This window comes from Pseudomonas sp. C321 (assembly GCF_055407105.1).
The window spans coordinates 563,775-584,330 of record NZ_JBUZRB010000004.1; the positions used below are offsets into that span (position 1 = coordinate 563,775).

18 protein-coding genes and 1 pseudogene are annotated in these 20,556 nt (G+C 59.0%); 3 read left to right on the forward strand and 16 right to left on the reverse strand.

Going from position 1 to position 20,556, the window contains the following annotated elements; all coding sequences use genetic code 11:
• Window positions 1–12 precede the first annotated feature (12 nt).
• The 13 genes and pseudogenes from ACZRJ6_RS15385 to arnC all read right to left on the reverse strand — a co-directional run bounded on the left by ACZRJ6_RS15385 (window position 13) and on the right by arnC (window position 14,862).
• The gene (locus ACZRJ6_RS15385) at window positions 13–858 is read right to left on the reverse strand and encodes a methyl-accepting chemotaxis protein (RefSeq protein ID WP_463993544.1); all 846 of its coding nucleotides are present in this window, start codon (window positions 856–858) and stop codon (window positions 13–15) included.
• Between the two features lie 15 nt (window positions 859–873).
• Window positions 874–2,007: pseudogene (locus tag ACZRJ6_RS15390) on the reverse strand (HAMP domain-containing protein); the annotation flags it as partial.
• A gap of 167 nt (window positions 2,008–2,174) precedes the next feature.
• Window positions 2,175–3,326, reverse strand: a complete 1,152-nt coding sequence (locus tag ACZRJ6_RS15395; protein ID WP_463968479.1) for an acyl-CoA dehydrogenase family protein — start codon at window positions 3,324–3,326, stop codon at window positions 2,175–2,177.
• 3 nt (window positions 3,327–3,329) lie between these two features.
• A complete protein-coding gene (locus ACZRJ6_RS15400) occupies window positions 3,330–4,436 on the reverse strand; it encodes an enoyl-CoA hydratase/isomerase family protein (protein WP_463968478.1) in 1,107 nt (368 codons plus the stop codon).
• A 158-nt stretch (window positions 4,437–4,594) separates the two neighbouring features.
• Window positions 4,595–5,302 (reverse strand): HPP family protein, encoded by a 708-nt coding sequence (locus ACZRJ6_RS15405; protein ID WP_463968477.1) that lies wholly within the window; start codon window positions 5,300–5,302, stop codon window positions 4,595–4,597.
• A gap of 251 nt (window positions 5,303–5,553) precedes the next feature.
• Window positions 5,554–7,173 carry an ArnT family glycosyltransferase gene (locus tag ACZRJ6_RS15410; protein WP_463968476.1) on the reverse strand — a complete coding sequence of 540 codons (1,620 nt, stop codon included), beginning with the start codon at window positions 7,171–7,173 and terminating at the stop codon, window positions 5,554–5,556.
• A gap of 3 nt (window positions 7,174–7,176) precedes the next feature.
• Window positions 7,177–8,556, reverse strand: a complete 1,380-nt coding sequence (locus ACZRJ6_RS15415; RefSeq protein ID WP_463968475.1) for a UDP-glucose 6-dehydrogenase — start codon at window positions 8,554–8,556, stop codon at window positions 7,177–7,179.
• Window positions 8,553–8,966 (reverse strand): 4-amino-4-deoxy-L-arabinose-phosphoundecaprenol flippase subunit ArnF, encoded by a 414-nt coding sequence (gene arnF, locus ACZRJ6_RS15420; protein ID WP_463968474.1) that lies wholly within the window; start codon window positions 8,964–8,966, stop codon window positions 8,553–8,555. The genes ACZRJ6_RS15415 and arnF overlap by 4 nt, the downstream gene beginning before the upstream one ends.
• Window positions 8,963–9,307 carry a 4-amino-4-deoxy-L-arabinose-phosphoundecaprenol flippase subunit ArnE gene (arnE, locus tag ACZRJ6_RS15425; protein WP_463968473.1) on the reverse strand — a complete coding sequence of 115 codons (345 nt, stop codon included), beginning with the start codon at window positions 9,305–9,307 and terminating at the stop codon, window positions 8,963–8,965. The genes arnF and arnE overlap by 4 nt, the downstream gene beginning before the upstream one ends.
• Window positions 9,304–10,959, reverse strand: coding sequence for a lipid IV(A) 4-amino-4-deoxy-L-arabinosyltransferase (arnT, locus tag ACZRJ6_RS15430; RefSeq protein ID WP_463968472.1), 1,656 nt, complete (start codon window positions 10,957–10,959; stop codon window positions 9,304–9,306). Before arnT ends, arnE begins: the two co-directional genes overlap by 4 nt.
• On the reverse strand, window positions 10,956–11,840 hold the full coding sequence (gene arnD / locus ACZRJ6_RS15435; RefSeq protein WP_463968471.1) for a 4-deoxy-4-formamido-L-arabinose-phosphoundecaprenol deformylase: 885 nt from the start codon (window positions 11,838–11,840) through the stop codon (window positions 10,956–10,958). The genes arnT and arnD overlap by 4 nt, the downstream gene beginning before the upstream one ends.
• Window positions 11,840–13,831 carry a bifunctional UDP-4-amino-4-deoxy-L-arabinose formyltransferase/UDP-glucuronic acid oxidase ArnA gene (gene arnA / locus ACZRJ6_RS15440; protein ID WP_463968470.1) on the reverse strand — a complete coding sequence of 664 codons (1,992 nt, stop codon included), beginning with the start codon at window positions 13,829–13,831 and terminating at the stop codon, window positions 11,840–11,842. The genes arnD and arnA overlap by 1 nt, the downstream gene beginning before the upstream one ends.
• The gene (arnC, locus tag ACZRJ6_RS15445; protein ID WP_463968469.1) at window positions 13,828–14,862 is read right to left on the reverse strand and encodes an undecaprenyl-phosphate 4-deoxy-4-formamido-L-arabinose transferase; all 1,035 of its coding nucleotides are present in this window, start codon (window positions 14,860–14,862) and stop codon (window positions 13,828–13,830) included. The genes arnA and arnC overlap by 4 nt, the downstream gene beginning before the upstream one ends.
• 529 nt (window positions 14,863–15,391) lie before the next feature.
• Between arnC and ACZRJ6_RS15450 the strand changes: the two genes are divergently transcribed.
• From ACZRJ6_RS15450 to ACZRJ6_RS15460, 3 genes are all read left to right on the forward strand, one after another.
• Window positions 15,392–16,192 (forward strand): M949_RS01915 family surface polysaccharide biosynthesis protein, encoded by an 801-nt coding sequence (locus ACZRJ6_RS15450; RefSeq protein WP_463968468.1) that lies wholly within the window; start codon window positions 15,392–15,394, stop codon window positions 16,190–16,192.
• 117 nt (window positions 16,193–16,309) lie between these two features.
• Window positions 16,310–17,236: a site-specific integrase gene (locus ACZRJ6_RS15455; RefSeq protein WP_463968467.1), complete on the forward strand. Its 927-nt coding sequence runs from the start codon at window positions 16,310–16,312 to the stop codon at window positions 17,234–17,236.
• Window positions 17,237–17,273: 37 nt separating this feature from the next.
• Window positions 17,274–17,864 carry a hypothetical protein gene (locus ACZRJ6_RS15460; protein WP_463968466.1) on the forward strand — a complete coding sequence of 197 codons (591 nt, stop codon included), beginning with the start codon at window positions 17,274–17,276 and terminating at the stop codon, window positions 17,862–17,864.
• 195 nt (window positions 17,865–18,059) lie between these two features.
• On the opposite strand, the gene ACZRJ6_RS15465 is transcribed toward ACZRJ6_RS15460, so the two are convergent.
• The 3 genes from ACZRJ6_RS15465 to gltS form a co-directional block, all read right to left on the reverse strand.
• Entirely contained in the window at window positions 18,060–18,278 is a 219-nt protein-coding gene (locus ACZRJ6_RS15465; protein ID WP_149414944.1) for a helix-turn-helix domain-containing protein, read from the reverse strand.
• A gap of 7 nt (window positions 18,279–18,285) precedes the next feature.
• Window positions 18,286–18,846: a DUF2975 domain-containing protein gene (locus ACZRJ6_RS15470; protein WP_463968465.1), complete on the reverse strand. Its 561-nt coding sequence runs from the start codon at window positions 18,844–18,846 to the stop codon at window positions 18,286–18,288.
• Between the two features lie 432 nt (window positions 18,847–19,278).
• Window positions 19,279–20,487, reverse strand: coding sequence for a sodium/glutamate symporter (gene gltS / locus ACZRJ6_RS15475; protein WP_463968464.1), 1,209 nt, complete (start codon window positions 20,485–20,487; stop codon window positions 19,279–19,281).
• Window positions 20,488–20,556: the final 69 nt, after the last annotated feature.

Here is a 20,556-nt window from a genome sequence, read left to right on the forward strand (position 1 = left end):
TAGGGCTTTTTTTCAACGCACTTTGAAGCGGCCCATCAACGCAATAACCTGGCCATTAGCCTCCAGCAAGCTCTGGGTATTGTGTTCAGTGGCGTGCCCGCTTTGCACCAGCTCTTCAACCATATGGCGAATGTGCACCATGCTACGGTTGATCTCTTCGGTCACCGCGCTTTGCTGTTCGGCAGCGGTGGCGATCTGAGTGCTCAGGTTGTTGATATGGCTGACGGAGCCGGCCATTTCATCCAGCCCGCTGTTGACCCGAGCGGTGGCATCGGCCGCCGACTGGCAACTGGCCTGGGTGTTTTCCATTGCCGTGACCGAGGAGCTGACGCCCAGGGTCAGGCGCGCGAGCATTTCGTTGATTTGCGAGGTGCTGGCTTGAGTCCGGGCGGCGAGGGCGCGCACTTCATCGGCCACTACGGCAAACCCGCGGCCCTGCTCGCCGGCACGGGCGGCTTCAATCGCCGCGTTGAGCGCCAGCAGGTTGGTTTGGCCGGCAATGGCGCCGATCACCCCAAGTGTCTCCGTGATGCGCTGGGCGTCCTGGCGCATATTTTCCACAGTATGGGTGGCACTGGAGACTTCGCCGATCAAGGCACTGACGCTCTTGGAGGCTTCCCCCACGACGATTCGCGAACGGTCTGCGTGTTCGTTGGCGCTCTGGGTGAAGGCGGCGGTTTCAGCGGCGTTTTGCGCAACGGTGTCGGCGGTGGAACTCATCTCGGTGATGGCCGTGACGGTCTGGTCGGTTTCCGAGGCGTGGCGTACCAGGATCTGGTTGGCCTGGGCCGACGTTTGCTGCAACTGCGCCAGGCTTGAAGACATGGCGCCGGTGGCCAGGGTTACTTCGCCGATCATGTTTTGCAAGTAGACGATAAAGCGGTTGACCGAGTGACCAATGGCGCCCAATTCATCCTCGGTGCGGATGGTGATGCGTCGGGTCAAGTCGGCGTCGCCGGTGGACAGCGCATCAATATTGGTTTTCAAGGCCTTCATGCGCTGCACCAGTTGGCGGATCGCATAGACCTGCAACAGCACCAGCAGCAGGACCATGGGGACCTGCAACAGACTCAAGGTGCCGAGCACGTCATCGCGCTGGGCGGTGATCAGCGAGGTGGGCAGGGCGGTAGCAAGGAACCACGGTGTGCCTTCAATCGGGCGCATAAAGAAGGTGCTGGCTACGCCCTGATTATCGAACTCGTTGCGTTGCAACGGCTGGTCGCGATGGGCCAGGCCGGCGCTGACCTGGGCGGCAAACGCCGAGGTACCTGCCAGTTCGCTGATGTTTTTCAGCACCACCTGGCCGCTGATGCGCGAGCTGTTGCTGATGATCTTGCCGTCGCTTTCGACGATCAGCATTTGCCCGCCGATGTCTTTTTCCTTGCGGGCCACCAGGTCATTGAAAAAGCCCAGGGTCACGTCGATGGTGGCAACGCCGTAGGGCGCGCCATCGCGCTGGATCGCCATGGCGCAGTTGGTGCGCGGCTCCTGGCTGGCGTCATCCTTGTAAGCCGCGGCCCAGGCGCACTGGCCCCGAGGTGTGGCCATGCCGCCCTTGTACCAGGTCTGATCGTAATAATTGGGGGCGGCGTCGCTGTTCCAAAAGGTATTGACCGCCAGTTTGCCCGACGCATCGCGATGCCAGAAGGTGCTGTGTTTGTTGCGCCCCGGTGTGCGCTGGTTGGGCAGGGGCCAGATGCCGCCGCCGAACACTTTCAGTTCGCCGTACTGGTCCACCAGGCCGGGCAACACCTTGTCGATGGCATCGCTGTCGAGCAGGGGGATGGTTTGGGTGATGCTGCGCTGCTGGGCCTGGACCTTGTTCAGTTCGCCCTGGATCTGTTCAGCCACCTCGGCAATACGGTTGAGGGCGACCTGTTCCTCGGTTTGCCGAAGCTTGGGGGCCACCAACTGTCCGATGCCCACGACCGTCAAGACGAATAGCAGCAGGACGAATAACACCAGGAACAGGGTGTAGCGGGCTTGGATAGAGCGCAATGGGGGCATGGGGGTCGTCCTTACGAAGCGTTTTATTATTCAACGCGGCTTTTTTAGAGCTTCGTAGGGCTATCGGCCTGGAAAGAAGTACCTTTAGGTACGATGGTGCAAGAGTGTTCGAGCGCATGAGGTGAAGGTCGTCCACGATCAGGATGAACGACCAATATTTCAATAGCTTACAGCTGATAGTTCTTTAGCTCTCTAGCAATCACCATCCGCTGGATTTCACTGGTCCCTTCATAAATCTGGGTTATCCGCGCATCCCGGTAATAACGCTCCACCGGGTAATCTTCCAGATAGCCGTAGCCACCATGGATCTGCATCGCCGAGGAGCAGACCTTTTCCGCCATTTCCGAGGCGAACAACTTGGCCTGGGATGCTTCTGACAGGCACGGCTTGCCAGCACTGCGCAGGCGAGCAGCGTGCAGGATCAACAAACGCGCGGCATTGAGACGGGTCTGCATGTCAGCCAGCAGGTTGGCCACGCTCTGGTGCTCAATGATTGCCTTGTCGAACTGCACCCTGTCACGGGCGTAAGCCAACGCCGCCTCGAAAGCTGCGCGGGCGATGCCCAAGGCCTGGGCGGCAATACCGATACGACCGCCTTCCAGATTGGACAAGGCAATGGCCAGGCCCTTGCCACGTTCGCCCAACAGGTTAGCTTCGGGCACGGTGCATTGATTGAGGGTGACGGCACAGGTGTCCGAAGCGCGGATGCCCATCTTGTGTTCGGTGCGATCCACCACAAAGCCTGGCGTGTCAGTGGGAACGAGAAATGCAGAAAGACCTTTCTTGCCCAGTTCCGGGTCTGTCACGGCAAAGACGATGGCCAGTTTGGCCCGTTTGCCGTTGCTGACAAATTGCTTGGCGCCGTTGATCACCCATTGGCCGTTCCGCAACTCGGCACGGGTACGCAGGTTGTGGGCTTCGGAGCCGGCCTGGGGTTCGGTCAGGCAGAAGCAGCCGATGGCCTGGCCGCTGGCAAGGTCGGCCAGCCAGGTTTCTTTCTGCTCTTGTGAGCCGTAGTTGAGGATGGGGCCGCAACCCACTGAATTATGGATGCTCATCAGCGCGCCAGTGGCGCCGTCACCGGCGGAAATCTCTTCGACGGCCAGGGCGTAAGCCACATAGTCGACATAGGTGCCACCCCATTCTTCCGGGACCACCATGCCCAGCAGGCCCAGTTCGCCCATCTTCGCCACGAGGGCATCGTCGATCCAGCCGGCTTTTTCCCACGCTTGGGCATGGGGCGCGATTTCGCCTCGGGCAAAGTCGCGAGCCATGTCGCGGATCATGACTTGTTCTTCTGTAAATTCAATATCTTGCATGGCTTAGTTCCTGTTCTGCTCGAAGTCACAGAAGAAGCTTTCGACGTGGTCGGCATCCAGCGCCTGCAGAGTCGGCGGGTTCCATTGCGGGGATTTATCCTTGTCGATCAGCAGGGCGCGCACGCCTTCGATCAGGTCGCCACGGGCAAACCACTGACGGTCCAGGTGTAACTCCAGGGCAAAGCAGTCTTCCAACGCAAGGTGCCGACCACGCCTGAGCATTTCCAGGGTCACGGCCATGGCCAGTGGCGAGCGGCCCTGCATCAGTTTGACCGTCGCCAACGCCCATTCGTGGCTGTCAGCGACGGTAACTTGCTGCAATTGCTCAACGATGCTGGGTACGTCGGGCAGGGCGAAGAAGTGTTCGATGGCTGGGCGCAGTTTAGCCAGCGGCGCGTCGGCAAGCTGCTGCACTGCCAGTTTGGCCAGCAGGCCCTGGAGATCCTTGAGCGGGAAGTCATGCCATTGCAGGAGGTCGAGTTCCTGGTCAAGTTCCGCCAGCCTGGCGCTGTCCAGGTACCAGTTGGCCAGCCCACAGTACAACGCGTCGGCAGCGCGAATTTGCACGCCGGTTACGCCGAGGTAGATGCCCAGCTCACCGGGAATACGCGGCAGGAAATAGCTGCCACCGACGTCAGGGAAGTAACCGATGGCAACCTCGGGCATCGCCAAACGACTGCGCTCAGTGACCACTCGAAGGTCGGCACCCTGGACCAGGCCCATGCCGCCGCCCAGGACAAAGCCGTCCATCAGCGCGAGAACGGGTTTGGGGTAATGATGAATCGCCAGGTCGAGGGCGTACTCTTCGACGAAAAAATCCTGGTGCAGGGTGTCGCCGTTCTTGAAGCTGTCGTACAGCGAGCGTATGTCGCCACCGGCGCAGAAGGCTTTTTCCCCGGCACCACGCAGGACGACGGCGTGAACTTCTGGGTCGTCAGCCCAGCCCTGCAAATGCCGGGTGAGGCTGCGGACCATGTCCAGGGTGATGGCATTAAGGCCAGCAGGGCGATTGAGGGTGAGGTGGCCGATGTGGTTGCGTATCTCGGCGAGGACGTCGTCCTGTGGGGACTCGGCGCTGCACGTCGCCTGGGATGGAGCCTGAGCAGTCATCTGTAACTCCCTGCTTTTATTGTTCTTTATTAAAATGTTCGCGGACGAACCATCTCCCGATCGTACCAGTGCAAATTTGCCAAGTACAACTTGGAATACTGCAGGTCGTCTTTGCATTTATGCAGGGTAGTTATTATCAAAAAAACTGCCTGCCCTGCCTAGACCCGCCCCGCCAATACCTGGCCAATGCTGCGGCGCCGGGCATGATCTTCAGCGGTATGGATCAGTTGCTCCAGCTCCGTGGGCGTGACGTCGAAAAACTGTTCCATTTCGGCCAGGGCCCGCTCCAGGTCAACGGCAGTGATCTTGGGATCAGGCTCCTGGAGGCGATTGCTCATCATGATCACCGGCGCTTCTATCGCGCCCTTGGGGTAACGGGTCCGGGTCAGGTTGTTATAGGCAATGGCCGTCACCAGCAATGTGCCAGCACCGAGCATGACTGGGCCGATTCCCTGCCAACCCAGGGCGATGGTCGCCGGGTCTGCCAACACCAGTGTCATTGCCAGCCCGCCCGACGGCGGATGCAGACAGCGCAACCAGCACATCAGGATCAGCGCCATGCCAGCGGCCAGGCACGCGCTGCCCAGCGTGCGGCCCAGCACTCTGGCTACCAGCAATGCCACCACACTGGCACACAAGTAGCTGCCAACGATTGACCACGGCTGGGCCAGCGCACCGGATGAAACGGCAAACAGCAACACGGCAGACGCGCCCAAGGGACCAATCAGATGCATGGCGACGTCCATGCCAAACACTTGGGCACAGAGCCAGACACTGAACATTGTGCCCAAGGCCATGCCGATGGCGGCGCGACTCCATTCGGTGGGGCGGGTATTGATGGCAGCGGGGAACCAGCGAGCAAGCATTAATCGACGATCCAGAATAAAAGGCGGGCAAAAAGAAGGGCTTCTCTGGTTTCCCGGAAAGCCCTTCGAAAGTTCCAACATTTGGGGGAGGAACTGATGCAGTGTGCCGATCAAACAAAACCCTCGCCAATGCATATTAATGCACGTTAAGTGCAGTAATTTTGGAGTTAATTACCTTGAACCCAGTGGTCCCTTGAGTGCCACGAGGGTGTCGCGTAACTCCATCCACAGACAGGCCTGGCTGACCGTTATCAGGGCGCAGCCTTGGTCAGGTGCAGCAGCACGTAAGGGTTTTTGTCGAACTGCCCGCTGAGTACAGGTGCCAGCAGGCGCACACGCGGGTCGCTCGACCCTTCAAAATCAGCCTGGCTCATCACCAGCCAGGCCGGCCCCTGGACGAGGGCGAGTTCCGAGGGCAACTGAGTGAACAAGGGCACCCGGTCACAATTGAGGTTGACCATGAACTTGATGGCTTTGGCGTCCTTCCCCAGGGCATGCAGCACCAGCGGCGCCGGATGCTGCTGGATCAGGGCCTGGGCACCCAGGGTAAAGGTGCGCGTGTCGTAAAGGCTGCGCTCCAGCGGTTCCACCACCATGATGTAGGTCGACCACACCGCCAACACCGCACAAAAGGCCGGGCCTACTGGCTGCCAGCGCCACTTCAACAGTATGCCCAGGAGCAGCACCTGCAATACGACCAGCACGGTGAATACCAGGCCCAGGCTATTTAACTGCTCGGGGAAGCGATGACGGGCCATCAACAGGGCGCCAATCAACAGCGTCGGTATGAGCGCCAACACCCCCAGCATCAATCCCCGCAACCAGGCAAAGAGCCGCCCCTGAACACCCCGAAAAGGGTAGGCCGCAATGATTGCCGCCATGGGGATCATCGGCAGCATGTAACGGGCCTTCTTCGCCTGCGGGATCGACAGCCCCAGCATCACGATCAACCCCGCAGCCGCGCAAAACAGCAACAACTGCAGCGCTGGATCAGACGGTCGTTGCCCGTTGATCAGCACGGCAATCAGCACCAGGATCGCCAACGGATACGCCAAGGCATAGTTGCCCAACGAACTGGTGAAGTAATAGAGCACACCACTGGAACCTTCGCTGCCATCCATGCGGCCGAGGAACTGCATGCGGATCACGTCCTGCATGAACGCCTCACCACCGCTGAGTTTGGCCAATAGCAGCAGCAGGCCAACACAGGCCACCAGCAACGCCAGCGCGAGCAAGCCGAAGCTGAACAACTGACGCCATTGCCGATTGATCAGGTAATAGCTGCACAACACGCCGGTGGGAATCACCAGGCCGATCGGCCCACGAATGGCAAAGCCCAGAAGCAACAACGCCAGTAGCCAGTGCCAGCGTTTGCCGCCACCGAAGTGATCATGGGCGTAGCCCAGGTAAAACACCGCCAGGGCTACGGCAGCCAGCATCTGGTCCAGGGACACTGAGCGGGTTTCGCTGATAAAGGTGCTGCTGAGCAGCAGCAGGGCGATGCTCAGCAGCGCCCAGCGCCGGGAGTAGGGCGCTGTCAGTCGGTAGATCAAGGTGACGATAATCGCCGAGGAAACGGCCGTCGGCAGCCACGCCGTCAGGCTGGTAATGCGCCCCAGCGGTAGCGACAACAGCCAGGTAAACAGGGTCGACGTCGCCAGGTAGTCTGCATAAGGCTGCCCATAGGTTGTGGGAAAAAAGCTCGGCCCATGGCGCAGCATCTCCTGGGCGAACAACACAAAGCGCGAGTCAAAACCGATAATCGCCTGGTCCCAGCTGCCGGCGATGAACAGCATCAACGCCAGCAACCCAAGGCCCAAGGAGTGTCTGCGGATCGTGGCGCCAAGCAGCGGTGCAGGAACTATATCCACGTCTTACGCTTCCAGCAGCCGGGGAACCCATTGCTGCTGGGGGATCGGCAGGTTGCACGATTCTCCGCGGCCCATCGGGAAATACTGGAAGCCCTTGCGTGCCAGGCGCTCGGCGTCGTACAGGTTACGGCCGTCGAAAATCACCGCAGCTTTGAGGCGCTGTTGCAGCAGGTCGAAATCCGGCGCCTTGAACTGCTGCCACTCGGTGCAGATGATCAACGCATCGCAACCGCCCAGGGTCGACTCCGGCGTGCCCATCAGCATCAGCCGGGGGTCATCGCCGTAAAGGCGCTGGGTTTCCTGCATGGCTTCCGGGTCAAAGGCGCGCACGTTGGCGCCCGCCGCCCATAGCGACTCCATCAATACCCGGCTGGGCGCATCGCGCATGTCATCGGTGTTGGGCTTGAACGCCAGGCCCCACAGGGCGAAAGTCTTGCCGCGCAAGTCGCCTTTGTAGAAGGCCTTGATACGCTCGAACAATTTGCTCTTCTGCCGCTGATTGATGGCTTCCACCGCTTCCAACAGGTCGCTGGAGCAATTGGCTTGCTTGGCACTGTGGATCAAGGCGCGCATGTCCTTGGGAAAACACGACCCGCCGTAGCCGCAGCCGGGGTAGATAAAGTGGTAGCCGATCCGCGAATCGGCACCGATCCCCAGGCGCACGGATTCAATATCTGCGCCCAGGTGTTCGGCCAGCTCGGCGATCTGGTTGATAAAGCTGATCTTGGTTGCCAGCATGCAGTTGGCGGCGTACTTGGTCAGCTCGGCACTGCGCAGGTCCATGAAGATAATGCGGTCGTGGTTACGGTTGAACGGCGCGTACAGGTCGCGCATCACTTCGCGCACTTCTTCGCGCTCGCAACCGATGATGATCCGGTCTGGACGGCGGCAGTCGGCGACCGCCGAGCCTTCCTTGAGGAATTCCGGGTTGGAGACGATATCGAACTCCAGATTGCGCCCGGCCAGGTGCAGGGCCTTTTCGATATGGGCGCGTAAAGTGTCGCCGGTGCCCACGGGCACGGTGGATTTTTCCACCAGGATCACGGGGTCGCGCCGATGACGGGCCACCGCATCGCCCACCGACAGCACGTATCTCAAGTCCGCCGAACCGTCCTCGTCCGAAGGCGTGCCCACGGCAATGAACAGTACCTCACCGTGTTCCACCGCAAGCTTTTCATCGCAGGTGAAGGTCAGGCGGCCGTTCTCCAGGTTTTCCTTGACCAGGCTGGCAAGCCCCGGCTCGAAAATACTCACGTGCCCCTGCTGCAACAGGCGGACCTTGTTTTCATCAACGTCCATGCAGATGACATCGTGACCGACCTCGGCCAGTACGGTGGCTTGTACCAGACCGACGTAACCACTACCAAATACGCTGATTTTCATGGGGTATTCCTGGGGCTTGTACTGCTGATACGACGGGAGTTGATCGTCAGGACACCGAGGATGACCAATGCCACCCCCAGGGTTTTTGACAGAGAAAAGTGTTCGTTGAATACGGGCAGGCTGGCCGCCAGCAGGTACACCAGGGCGTAGCTGATGCTCAGCAGCGAATAAGCACGCCCCAGGGGAAGGTCCTTGAGGGCGCCGAGCCAACAGAGCATCGACAGCGCATAGGCGAAAATCGCCAGGATCACCACGCCCAACGCGCCAAGGTCGATGGCGCCGCTGTTCAACGCAGTCAGCCATTCGCTGGGCAGCGGCAGGCGGGTCATGCTCCAGCGCATGCCCAACTGGGCACCGCTGACCAATGCAACGCTGCCCAAGGCCAGGGCAAAGCCGCGAACTCGGCTCATACCTCACCTCCCAACAGCGCCACGCCGGCGATCACTAGGGCGACACCCAACCAATGGCGACGATCCACAGGCTCGTGGAAGACAAAACGCGCCACCAGGGTTACCAGCACAAAATTCAGGCTGAGCATGGGGTAAGCGATGCCCACTTCCAGGCGCTGCAAGACCAGCAGCCATACCAGTAAACCAAGGCCCAGGCAGAGCAGTGCCGACCACAGCCAGGGCGAGCGCAGTTTTGCGGCCCAACCGTCAGGCTGGTCACGCCAGCCTTCCACGGCAAACTTCTGCGAGACCTGACCCATGCAGGTCAGCAGGCAAGCGGCCAAGAGCAGCAGGAGGGTCATGGTGCAACCTGCGGGAAAATCAGGATCACCATATTGCCTTGCTCGTAGCGCTTGCCATCCTTGGGCAGCAAGTCCACTTCCTGCCGTTCGTCATCGCCCTTGACCCGCATGACCACGCCCACCGAACCCTGTTTACGGGCGTCCGTCATCCATTGCTGGACCTGGGCGGTGTCCACTTTGCGGTAGGCGGTGTCTGGATAGGCGATGCCGTATTTGACTTCGCCGACGGTGTTGTACAGCGCGACTTCCGGGCGTTTGAGCCGCCACGACAGGGCGGACGCAGCGCCCAGGTCGTTGCTTAGCAACGTGGCTGTGCGGGCCAACTCATCGGTGTGATCAATGATGAACTGATCCGGCGTCTTGTTATAAACCACCGAATGGGGCAGGGCGGCAGGTACCAGAGCAACCAGAAGCCAGCTGCCAATCGCCGGCGCGGCCCACAACCGCAACGGACGCGCCGCTTGCAGCAGGTTGGCGATGATCCAGCCGAACAGCACGATAAACACCAGCACTAGGCTCAGCAGCTCTTGGTTATGCTCGTACACCGGCTTCTTCAACTGGAAATACACCAGGGCCAGCAACCCCAGCAGGCCGAGCATCAGGTTCAGCCAGCCGTTGACTTGCAACACCCGGCCACGGGCCTGGGCCAGTTTGTCTGCCAGGGTATTGCCCATCAGCAGCGCCAGGGGCAGCAGGCACGGCAGGATATAAGCCGGCAACTTGCCCTTGCTCAGGCTGAAAAACGCCAGGGGCATCAGCAGCCACAACAACAGGAACGCGGTCTTGTGGGTGCGTTTTTCCAGCCACGCCTGTTTCAAGGTGGAGGGCAGCAAGGCCACCCACGGCAGACAGAACGCCACCAGCAGCGGCAGGTAATACCACCACGGCTGATCGTGCTGGGCATCTTCACCGGCAAAGCGCTGGATATGCTCATGCCAGAAAAAGAAATGCCAATAGTCCGGCTCCTGGGCATGTACCGCCAACGCCCACGGCAAGCTGACGACAACTGCCACGGCGACCGCCACCAAGCCATAGCCCAGCAGCTCACGAAAGCGCTTTTGCCAGATCATGTAGGGCAGGGCGATCAACACCGGTAGCAGCCACGCCAGAAAGCCCTTGGTCATGAACCCCATGGCACAGGCCACACCCAGCAAGGCCCAGGACCACAAACGGCCGCGATGGCTGGTGCTGTCGACACACAGCCACAAGGCCACTCCGGTCAGGTTGACCCAAAAGGTGAACTGCGGATCAAGGTTGGCGTAGCCCCCCAGTGCCGCAACGCTGACAAAACTCATGTACAGCACGGTGCTGACCATGCTTTTGCGCGGGTCATGCCACAAGCGTCGGGACACCAGGTACACCAGCAGGATGCTCAAGCCGGTGGCCAGCGCCGAGGCAAAGCGCACGCCAAACAGGTTCTGGCCAAAAATGGCCTGACCCAGGGCGATCATCCAGTACCCGGCAGCCGGTTTTTCAAAATAGCGGATACCCATAAAATGCGGCGACGCCCATTTGCCGGTCAGGAGCATTTCCTGGCTGGTCTGGGCATAGCGGGTTTCGTCCGGAATCCACAGGCCATGGGTGGCCATCGGCAGCAGATAACACACGCCAAAGACCAGCAAGAGCAGGGGCAGGGCCCAACGGCGAATCATGCCTTTTGCACTCCCAGCCAGCCCTCGCGGCCGCTCAATGCTCCGCGAACCAGATGTTCCTGGGGCAATGTGGCGGGATCGCTCGGCAACAGGCTGCCCAGCGGTTGAAACGCGATGCCGCGCTGCACCGCCTGGGCAAGCAACTGGCGAAAATCATTGGCCATCAGAATCCCTTCTACCTCTGCGTGGATCGTATAGACGTTGAGTTTCGATTCGGTGAATCGGTCGAGAATGAAGGCATTAAAATCCTTGGCCGCTACCAACGGCCCGACCACTTCGTCAAAGGTTGGCAGGCCCACCGGAATCTGCGGCGTGCCGGCACTGCCATCGGCCAGCGTCGGTCGGAACAGGCTGGTACCACGGCAATCGCTGTTGTAGCGAAAGTTGAAGCCTTGCTTGGCCTGCACCACACGTTCATCGGCACGCCAACCGGCGGCGGCCGAGCAGTCGACGTGCTCACCAAGAATGTCGCTCAAGGTGTCGACTCCACGGCGGATCTGCTCCACCAGTTGCTCATCGCTCCAGCCCCCGGCATTAGCCTGCCAGCCATGGTGATCCCAGGCGTGCAAACCGACTTCATGCCCGGCCGCCTTGGCCTGGCGCATCAGGTGCCCCAGGTCGCGACCGATGGGCTTGCCCGGCCAGGCAGTGCCGGCCAGCAGAATGTCCCAGCCGTACAGGCCGGCGGCATTGGAGCGCAGCATCTTCCACAGGAACTGCGGGCGGATCAGGCGCCACAAATGACGGCCCATATTGTCCGGCCCGACACTGAAGAAGAACGTCGCCTTGATCCCGGCTTCATCGAACAGCTCCAACAAGCGTGGCACCCCTTCACGGGTGCCTCGATAGGTGTCGACGTCGATGCGAAGACCTGCCTGCATCAATGCTTGTCCGCAATTTCGAGCATGGCTTCACGCAGGAAGAAATCCAGGGTGTTGCCAATGGTCTCGCTCATCTCCACGCTTGGCTCCCAGTTCAGCAGGCGCTTGGCGTTGGCGATGCTTGGCTTGCGGTGGGCGACGTCCTGGTAACCGGTGCCGTAGAACGCCTTGCTCTCGACATCACGGAAACCGGCGAACGGCGGGAAGTTGCCGCGCAAAGGGTGAGCTTCGAACTGACGCAACAGCTCTTCGCCCAACTGGCGGATGCTGGCTTCGTTGTCCGGGTTGCCGATGTTGATGATCTGACCGTTGCAGGCGTCATTTTCGTTGTCGATGATCCGCGCCAGGGCCTCGATGCCGTCGGCGATATCGGTAAAGCAGCGTTTCTGCTCGCCACCGTCGAACAGGCGGATGGGCGTGCCTTCTACCAGGTTGAGGATCAGTTGGGTGATTGCGCGAGAGCTGCCGATGCGCGCCGAATCGAGGCGGTCCAGGCGCGGGCCCATCCAGTTGAACGGACGGAACAGGGTGAAGTTCAGGCCCTTGGCGCCGTAGGCCCAGATCACCCGGTCCAGCAGTTGCTTGGACACTGAGTAGATCCAGCGCTGCTTGTTGATCGGGCCGACCACCAGGTTGGAGGTGTCTTCGTCGAAGTTCTGGTCCTGGCACATGCCATAGACTTCGGACGTCGAGGGGAAGATCACGCGCTTGTTGTACTTGACGCAGTAGCGAACCAGCTTCAGGTTCTCCTCGAAGTCCAGTTCAAATACGCGCAGCGGGTTGCGGGTGTATTCGATTGGCGTGGCGATGGCCACCAGCGGCAGGACCACGTCGCATTTCTTGATGTGGTACTCAATCCACTCCGAGTGAATGCTGATGTCGCCTTCCACGTAATGAAAGTTGGGGTGGCTGCGCAGGCGCTCGATGGCGTCGGAGCCAATGTCCAGGCCGTAGACTTCATAGCGGTCGTCGCGCAGCAGGCGCTCGGACAGGTGATTACCGATAAAGCCGTTGACGCCGAGGATCAGCACCCGTGTGCGACGTGGCTTGCGACCCGACTCGGCACCGCGCAACACGGATCCGTCCACCAGGCCCAGCTCGTTGGCAAGCGCAGGGCCGGCCAGGTACAGGCCGTTGTCATTGCGCTGACCGAAACGCACTACCAGGGAATCTACACCGCAGGCAATGCGCAGCGGATCGACGCTGATCACTCGGCCCGGGGCCTGGCCTTCGTTGCCTTTGACGACCTCGGCGCTCCAGACAATCAACTTGTGCTCGCCCGCAGCGCAGAAGGCACCCGGATACGGTTGAGTGACTGCGCGGACCAGATTGAACAGTTCTTCAGCAGGTTTTTTCCATTCCAGCTTGCCGTCGGCGGCGCTGCGGCGACCGAAATAGGTGGCTTGACTTTCATCCTGGGCAGTTTCAGTCAACGTGCCCTCGGCCAGTTGCCCTAAGGCATCGCCCAGCAGGTGGCTGGCGGCGTCACGCAGTTTGGCGTGCAGGGTCAGGCCGGTGTCGCTGCGCTCGATGCTGACCTTTTGCTGGGCGAGGATCCCACCGGCATCGGCCCGCTTGACCATGCGGTGCAGGGTCACGCCGGTTTCAGTTTCACCCTTGACCAGCACCCAGTTAGCCGGTGCGCGCCCCCGGTACTTGGGCAGAAGCGAGCCATGCAGGTTGAACGCGCCTTTGGCTGCGGTAGCCAGCAGCGCTTCGCTCAGCAGGTTGCGGTAGTAAAAGGAGAAGATGAAGTCTGGCTTGAGCTTGGCCACACGCTCGATCCACAGCGGGTGATTGGCGTCTTCCGGCGCATGCACCGGGATACCGTTGCGGGCGCAGAGCTGGGCGACGGAGCCGTAGAAGTTGTTTTCCTTGGGGTCGTCGGCATGGGTGAACACGGCAGCAATGTCGTAGCCGGCTGTGAGCAGGGCTTCGATGCCTGCACAGCCAATGTCGTGGTAAGCGAAGACAACAGCTTTTGGATTCATGACGAAACCTGATCGGAAAGTGAGGTGGAAGTATGGGAAGAGGTTAGGCCGTCGACGATAACGACCGGAGCCGGTGCTGCCGGTTCGTTGCGCAGCACCTTTTCAATAAAGAACCGTGGACGGGCCCGGACATCGCTGTACATGCGCCCCAGGTATTCACCCAACAAGCCCATGCCGATGAACTGGCCGCCGGTAAATACAAACAGCACGGCAAACAATACGAACATGCCGTCGCCCGCCCACTCGGCTCCGAAAGCCAGGCGCAGTACGATCAGCAGTAGCGCAAACAGCATGCCAATGGCAGCCAGGCTGAAGCCGACGATGGACAGTAGGCGCAACGGCGTGGTGGTCATGCAGGTCAGCAGGTCGAACATCAGGCTGATCAGCCGCATGGCGCTGTACTTGGACTCACCGTGTTCACGCTCGGCGTGCTGCACGAGGATTTCCGTGGTGTGGCGGGCAAAGCCGTTGGCCAGGATCGGGATAAAGGTGCTGCGCTCGCGGCAGGCCAGCATCGCGTCGACAACGGTGCGCCGATAAGCGCGAAGCATACAGCCGTAGTCAGTCATGGCAACGCCGGTGGAGCGCTGCACGGCAAGGTTGATCAAGCGCGACGGCCAGCGGCGCAAAGCGGAGTCCTGGCGGTTGTTGCGCACCGTGGCAACCACGTCGTAGCCCAGGGCGGCCTGTTCGACTAAACGCGGGATTTCTTCAGGAGGGTTTTGCAGGTCGGCGTCGAGGGTGATGACTACGTCGCCCCGGCACTGTTCAAAACCGGCCATGATTGCCGCGTGCTGGCCATAGTTACGGTTGAGGATCACCGCCACCACATGGCTGCCGTTTTCGGCGGCTGCCTCTTCCAGCAACTGGGCCGAGTTATCGCGGCTGCCGTCGTCCACCAGAATGATTTCGTATTCATAAGCCAGCTGCTTGCACGACGCCGTGGTGCGACGAAGCAACTCAGGCAAGCTCTCTTCTTCGTTGTAGACCGGGATAACGATCGACACGCAATGAATAGGGTAGGGTTTCAAAGATTCATGACCTCGGTTAGAGCAACTTGGCGCGTAAAGACGACAACAGCCAAAGGTTAAAAGTGCAGTGATCCGAATAAAAATAGAGCGGTTTGCTTACGGTCATTCGACCGTTGCATTGCCTGGCGCCTAGACACCTTGAGTAAAGACCACAGCGCTCAAAGGTAAAGCATAATCAAAGGGTTAGTCTGCAAAGCGCGGATTGTTCTCAAGTCCTGCGCTCAAGGTTAAGCGCAAAAATGTAGAACGAATATGAAAGGCCGATGAAAAACTCGTTTATTTGGTGGGTAGACAGCTAGTGTTCAGCTAAATAATAAGGGCAGAGACAAACGAGAACATTTTCGTGCTGTAGCGCCTTGCCTGTAAGTCATTTGTCCCACGTCAAAAATGGATTAACGGGTTTTCTTGCGAACAACTTCCCGGTGCTCGGCGGCCGCCTCCATGGCGAAGGCCCTATTTTACTGGTGAATCTTCTCTGCTTTGCCCTGCAAGTGCCGGTAAAGTAGCCATCTCTTGCCTGGATAGTCGGATGAACAACGTGCAGCTTTTACGCGGCCAGTTACGGCCGGTCTTGATGGTGTTGTGGATGACAGTCGTGTACGCCTGCGGGGTTCAGGCCGATGAGGGGGTGGTGCTCACTCAGGTCACTCAGCTACCGCCTGGCGTGGAGGTACGAGGCAAACAGGTGGCGGCGTATACCTGGAGCGACCGACAAGGCCGTAATCTGCTGGTGCTGGCCGAGCAACAGGCGAGTGAACGCGATGACGATGGCACACAGTCGGCGTCTGTCTATGCCGCCCAATACCTGCTCGATGGCGACCGGCCCAGGCGCCTGTGGATGCTCTACGACGACGTGCAGCACTGCGAATTTGACGCTGGCCTGCACTTCGACAGCGCAGCGACCAAGGTCACTGACCTGCTTGGCGACGGCATCACCCAAGCCACTGTCGGCTATTCACGGATGTGCACCAGCGACGTCAGCCCCCATGAGTTCAAGCTGATCATGCACATCGGCAAGTCGCAGAAGTACGGCTTGCGTGGCGTCGACCGCTATGGCGCCAGTTGGTGGGATGAAGAGGCCGGGGCACTGCAGGGCATGCCGCTGCCCAAGGATTGCAGCGTGACAGGGCAGCAAGCCTTGGTCAGCCAATACAAGGAGCAAGGCACCGAACTGCCGCTGCCGGGCTGTTACGCCGATGAACAGGACTTTGCCAAGGCGCCGGTAAGCCTGCTGGAATTCATGCGCCGGCACTGGCTGGCGGTGATGTATAAGCAGGATGCCCAATGGGGCCAACAGCAGACCCAGGACCGCATGGAGGGTCAGGAATAGGTTCGATGGTTTGGTGCGAGCCGCTGACCTGCGCTAGACTCGGTGCTCGCCCAACCACTAAATACCTTGGCTAAACAAATGCTTAGTCGCGTTATTTAATTCCAAGGCTGATCTATTTTGACTGAGCTTCCCCACGCCCCGACCCGAAACCCCTTGACCCTCTACCTCACGCGGCTGGCCCCTTCGAGCCAGTTGACCATGCGTTATGTGCTGCAAGACGCCGCCGACCGCCTGGGTTTCGAAGAGGTCAATCTGGAAGACATCGACTGGCATCTGCTGCAGCCCGAACACGTTATGGGCCTGGTGGCGGTGCTACGCGAAGACGGCTACGCGCCCAATACCTCATCGCTTTACGTCAACGCCGTGCGTGGGGTGATGAACGAGGCATGGCGCATGAGCCTGATCAGCCAGGAGCATCTACTGAAGATGCGCTCGGTCAAGGCGATGGCAGGTACGCGCTTGAGCCAGGGCCGCAACTTGCGGCGCACGCTGATTCGCGAGTTGATGGACGTTTGCGCAGCCGACCCACGCCCCCAGGGCATGCGGGACGCGGCAGTCATTGCAATCCTGTACGGCTCGGGGATGCGCAAGTCGGAGTCGGTCAACCTCGACCTGGCCCAGATCAATTTCGACGAACGCAGCCTGCGGGTCACGGGCAAGGGCAATAAGGAACTGATCAAGTACGCGCCGGCGTGGGCCTTTGCCAAACTTGAAGCGTGGCTGGCGTTCCGTCGCGCGCAATTGGGTGAAGGGCAGGAGGACGACGCCTTTCTGTTCAACCGTATCCGCCGGGGCAGCCACATCACCCGGGAGCGCATCACCAAGCACGCGATTTACTACATCGCCCGTCAGCGCGGGCAGCAAGTGGGGGTGAAGATCATGCCCCATGATTTCCGCCGTTCATTTATCACGCGAGTGATTGAAGAACACGACCTGTCCATCGCCCAGAAACTGGCGCACCACACCAATATCCAGACCACCGCCAGCTACGACGTTCGTGATGATAATGAGCGACGGCGGGCGATTGATCGGTTTGACCTGTAAAACTTGAGTTTCAATCATTCATGGAGAGAAAGCGGTAATGAGTACACGCCTGGATAGTTTTTTTCAGATCAACCTGGGTTTTCTGGTGCCCTGTGTGTTGCTGGCCATTATTATTTGCTGGATGGTGCGAACCGACTGGCTCGCCGGCTTTCACACCCCGGCTTCTCGCAACATAGCCCTGGGGGTGCTGTTGGTAGTGACGTCATTGGTGCCGATAGGTGTGGCATCAACGACGTTTCTTGAGTTCAAGAAACAGGAGGAGTTTCAGGCCCAAATTCACCAAGAGACGACTGAAAAAGCACTAGCGAAGTCGGTGAAGCCCGGCTCCGGGCAGAATCCTCCAGTTGTTTCCGGCACCTCCATTTACGATGTCCTGAAAGAGAATCGTCAGGAAACCTACACCATCATGGAGAAATTCATCGATCTGGTTGGGCTTCTGCTGGGTTTTCTAGGTGGGGCGCTGGGCGTCAACATTCTTACTGACGGCCTGCTCAGAAGAGACAAATTGGCAGTCGCGATTGTCCCTATGCCACCACGCGATCTGCATGTACGCAGAACGGTCTTTTTCAAAGGCTGGAAGCTGCACTATGAAACGGTCAGAGAACATCGTTTGCCCGTAACGCCATAGGTATTTACACATCTTCGAAAGCAGAAATGACCGTTGTCGAGCCCCAGCGAGGCTACGTCGGCCGCACCGCCGCTATCGAGCCTGGCACCAGGACCGAGGCGCACCCGACTCATCCTCACCGAAAAAAAACACCGCCAAAAGAGGCGGTGTCTGGGTTAAAGCGAGGAGGGTGCAGAGCATGCCTCCATCAAGGACTTACTGTTGCTCGACCTCGGGAACATGGATCAACAGATCCCCCGGCTGACAACTCAGGTGCTTACATATTGCGTCCAAAGTGGCCAATCGAACCCCCTTTACCTTGCCTTGCTTCAACAGTGAAAGGTTGGCTTCGGTAATGCCGATAGCTGATGCGAGGTCTTTGGATTTAACTTTGCGCAACGCAAGCATTACGTCCAGATGAATGACAATTGACATAAGGGTCTCAAACGAAAGTACGGTTTTCAGAGTCCACTTCACTGGCTTGCCAGAGAATACGCGCGATTATCGAAATACACGCCGCCAGGAACAAGGCAACAAAAGTCTGCGCATTAAAGCTCACGGTTAACAGTTTTTGGCCCACTGGTTCATTCATCGTAACCCAGAGGCTGAGCATTGGCTCACACAGGAAGTCCAGCAGCACCCACAGCGCCACCGCCTTACCGACCTTGCCTAGGCGCAAGGCGGCGGCACCGGAAAAATACTCGCCACTGGCATAGCTCTGGAACAGCCGACGCAAGTTCCCCAGGCCGAACGTCAACACCAGCAGCGGCACACTCGACAATACGATACCGCCCAGCGTTTGCCACCAAGGGAACAGTGCTGCGACCTCAGTTCTTTGTGACAGCTGCCGCTCGGTGAGCGCGAAACCCAGACCTAATCCCTCATTGGAAGCCAGGGAAGGGAAAAGCCACAGCGCCACATTGAGCGCCAGCATCACGACGATCAGGATTAACGTGGCGGCCGACATAAGCTGGCTGAGTTTAGCAAGACGAAGTGACGTCATAGTGAAGCCTCACAAAGTATGAATGAGCGTCTAAGCTAAGTCATTAATCATCGTAAAACAATAATTAATTATCGCAATTGTCGCATAAATTATTTCCATGCCCTTTGGTGACTGGCTTGCCGCGGTTAGTTTTTATCGTCTGCCGATCCGCTTCATCACCACCACAAAAAACACCGACACAAACACCACCGCCAGCGTAGCGGCGATCCGCCCATAGGTCGACAAGGGTTGTGCTTGGATGGTCTCAATCCGGACGGTGGGCGGTGGTGCGGATTTTTCTACGGAGGAAGACGTATCACAGGCGCCAAGCGCTAGTGCCCATGTGATCAGGCTGAGCCTTGCTAAAGGCCGCTAGTCGCGCCAACAGCACACAGATAGTTGAACCATGAGAGATCACTCAGGCCTAGTAACCCAGGCCCGGTGACTTGAGCGTCAGGCAGCAGCGCCAAGGAACGGCAATAATAGGTACAGCTTGATTATGATGACGTTAATGATGTCGATGAAGAAGGCGCCCACCATGGGGACTATCAGGAATGCTATCTGCGAAGGCCCGTAGCGCTGTGTCACTGCTTGCATGTTAGCGATGGCGGTGGGTGTAGCACCAAGCCCGAAACCGCAGTGGCCGGCAGCCAGTACCGCTGCATCGTAGTTACTGCCCATGACTCTGAACGTCACGAAAATCGCAAACAGCGCCATGAGCAAGGCTTGCGCTGTCAGGATGATAACGAACGGTAACGCCAGTGCTGCCAGATCCCACAGTTTGAGCGACATCAGCGCAATCGCTAGAAACAGCGACAAACTGACGTTGCCCAACACCGAGACTTCACGTTCAAACACCTGGTACAGACCCAGCGCTGAAAGCCCGTTGCGCAACACCACACCCACGAACAAGACGCAGACGAACGTCGGCAGCTCAAACGCCGTCCCCTGGAGCATGCCATTGAGGAGCGAACCGGCTTGTAGGCTGACGGCGATCAGCGCGATAGTCTCAATCAGCGAAAACGGTGTGATCAAGCGCTCTTTGTTTGGTTGTTCAAAGCCCCTTGGCAAGCGCGGCTCACCTTGTACGAGACCGGGAGTCTGGACACGGTTGATCAGCAAACGGGCGACCGGACCGCCAATCAAGCCGCCCAGCACCAGGCCGAACGTCGCGGAGGCCATCGCCAGTTCAGAGGCGGAAGCAAGACCGAACTTCTCACTGAACATCGCCCCCCAGGCAGCGCCTGTGCCGTGTCCGCCCGACAAGGTAATTGAACCTGTCAGCAACCCCATCAAGGGGTCGAGCCCCAACGCCTTGGCGAGCCCGATACCCATGGCGTTTTGGAGTATCAAAAGCCCTGTGACCGCCAGTAGAAAAATCCCGACTACGCGCCCACCTTTTTTCAGGCTGGCGAAATCTGCACTCAAGCCAATGGTGGCAAAAAACGCCAGCATCAAAGGGGTTTGCAGTGAAGTGTCAAAGCGGATTTCAATATCGAACAGGCGCAAAGCCAAGAGAAGCAATGCAACCACCAAGCCCCCTGCAACCGGCTCAGGAATATTGTACGTGCGTAAAAAACCGATACGTGCAACTAGTCCGCGCCCCAGTAAAAGGACTAAAGAGGCGGCCACAAGTGTTCCATAAAAATCGAGCTGAAACATTAGCATCCTAGGTCTTGATCCAGAGGCGGACTTTTTACCTGGTCACGCTTCTAGAGTGGGTTGAGCTAC

What these genes read in the sequence shown, in the direction of transcription:
- ACZRJ6_RS15385 (WP_463993544.1), bottom strand. Translation starts at nt 858, where the DNA reads ATGATCGGCGAAGTAACCCTGGCCACCGGCGCCATGTCTTCAAGCCTG.
- ACZRJ6_RS15395 (WP_463968479.1), bottom strand. Translation starts at nt 3,326, where the DNA reads ATGCAAGATATTGAATTTACAGAAGAACAAGTCATGATCCGCGACATG.
- ACZRJ6_RS15400 (WP_463968478.1), bottom strand. Translation starts at nt 4,436, where the DNA reads ATGACTGCTCAGGCTCCATCCCAGGCGACGTGCAGCGCCGAGTCCCCA.
- ACZRJ6_RS15405 (WP_463968477.1), bottom strand. Translation starts at nt 5,302, where the DNA reads ATGCTTGCTCGCTGGTTCCCCGCTGCCATCAATACCCGCCCCACCGAA.
- ACZRJ6_RS15415 (WP_463968475.1), bottom strand. Translation starts at nt 8,556, where the DNA reads ATGAAAATCAGCGTATTTGGTAGTGGTTACGTCGGTCTGGTACAAGCC.
- arnF (WP_463968474.1), bottom strand. Translation starts at nt 8,966, where the DNA reads ATGAGCCGAGTTCGCGGCTTTGCCCTGGCCTTGGGCAGCGTTGCATTG.
- arnE (WP_463968473.1), bottom strand. Translation starts at nt 9,307, where the DNA reads ATGACCCTCCTGCTGCTCTTGGCCGCTTGCCTGCTGACCTGCATGGGT.
- arnT (WP_463968472.1), bottom strand. Translation starts at nt 10,959, where the DNA reads ATGATTCGCCGTTGGGCCCTGCCCCTGCTCTTGCTGGTCTTTGGCGTG.
- arnD (WP_463968471.1), bottom strand. Translation starts at nt 11,840, where the DNA reads ATGCAGGCAGGTCTTCGCATCGACGTCGACACCTATCGAGGCACCCGT.
- arnA (WP_463968470.1), bottom strand. Translation starts at nt 13,831, where the DNA reads ATGAATCCAAAAGCTGTTGTCTTCGCTTACCACGACATTGGCTGTGCA.
- ACZRJ6_RS15450 (WP_463968468.1), top strand. Translation starts at nt 15,392, where the DNA reads ATGAACAACGTGCAGCTTTTACGCGGCCAGTTACGGCCGGTCTTGATG.
- ACZRJ6_RS15460 (WP_463968466.1), top strand. Translation starts at nt 17,274, where the DNA reads ATGAGTACACGCCTGGATAGTTTTTTTCAGATCAACCTGGGTTTTCTG.
- ACZRJ6_RS15465 (WP_149414944.1), bottom strand. Translation starts at nt 18,278, where the DNA reads ATGTCAATTGTCATTCATCTGGACGTAATGCTTGCGTTGCGCAAAGTT.
- ACZRJ6_RS15470 (WP_463968465.1), bottom strand. Translation starts at nt 18,846, where the DNA reads ATGACGTCACTTCGTCTTGCTAAACTCAGCCAGCTTATGTCGGCCGCC.
- gltS (WP_463968464.1), bottom strand. Translation starts at nt 20,487, where the DNA reads ATGTTTCAGCTCGATTTTTATGGAACACTTGTGGCCGCCTCTTTAGTC.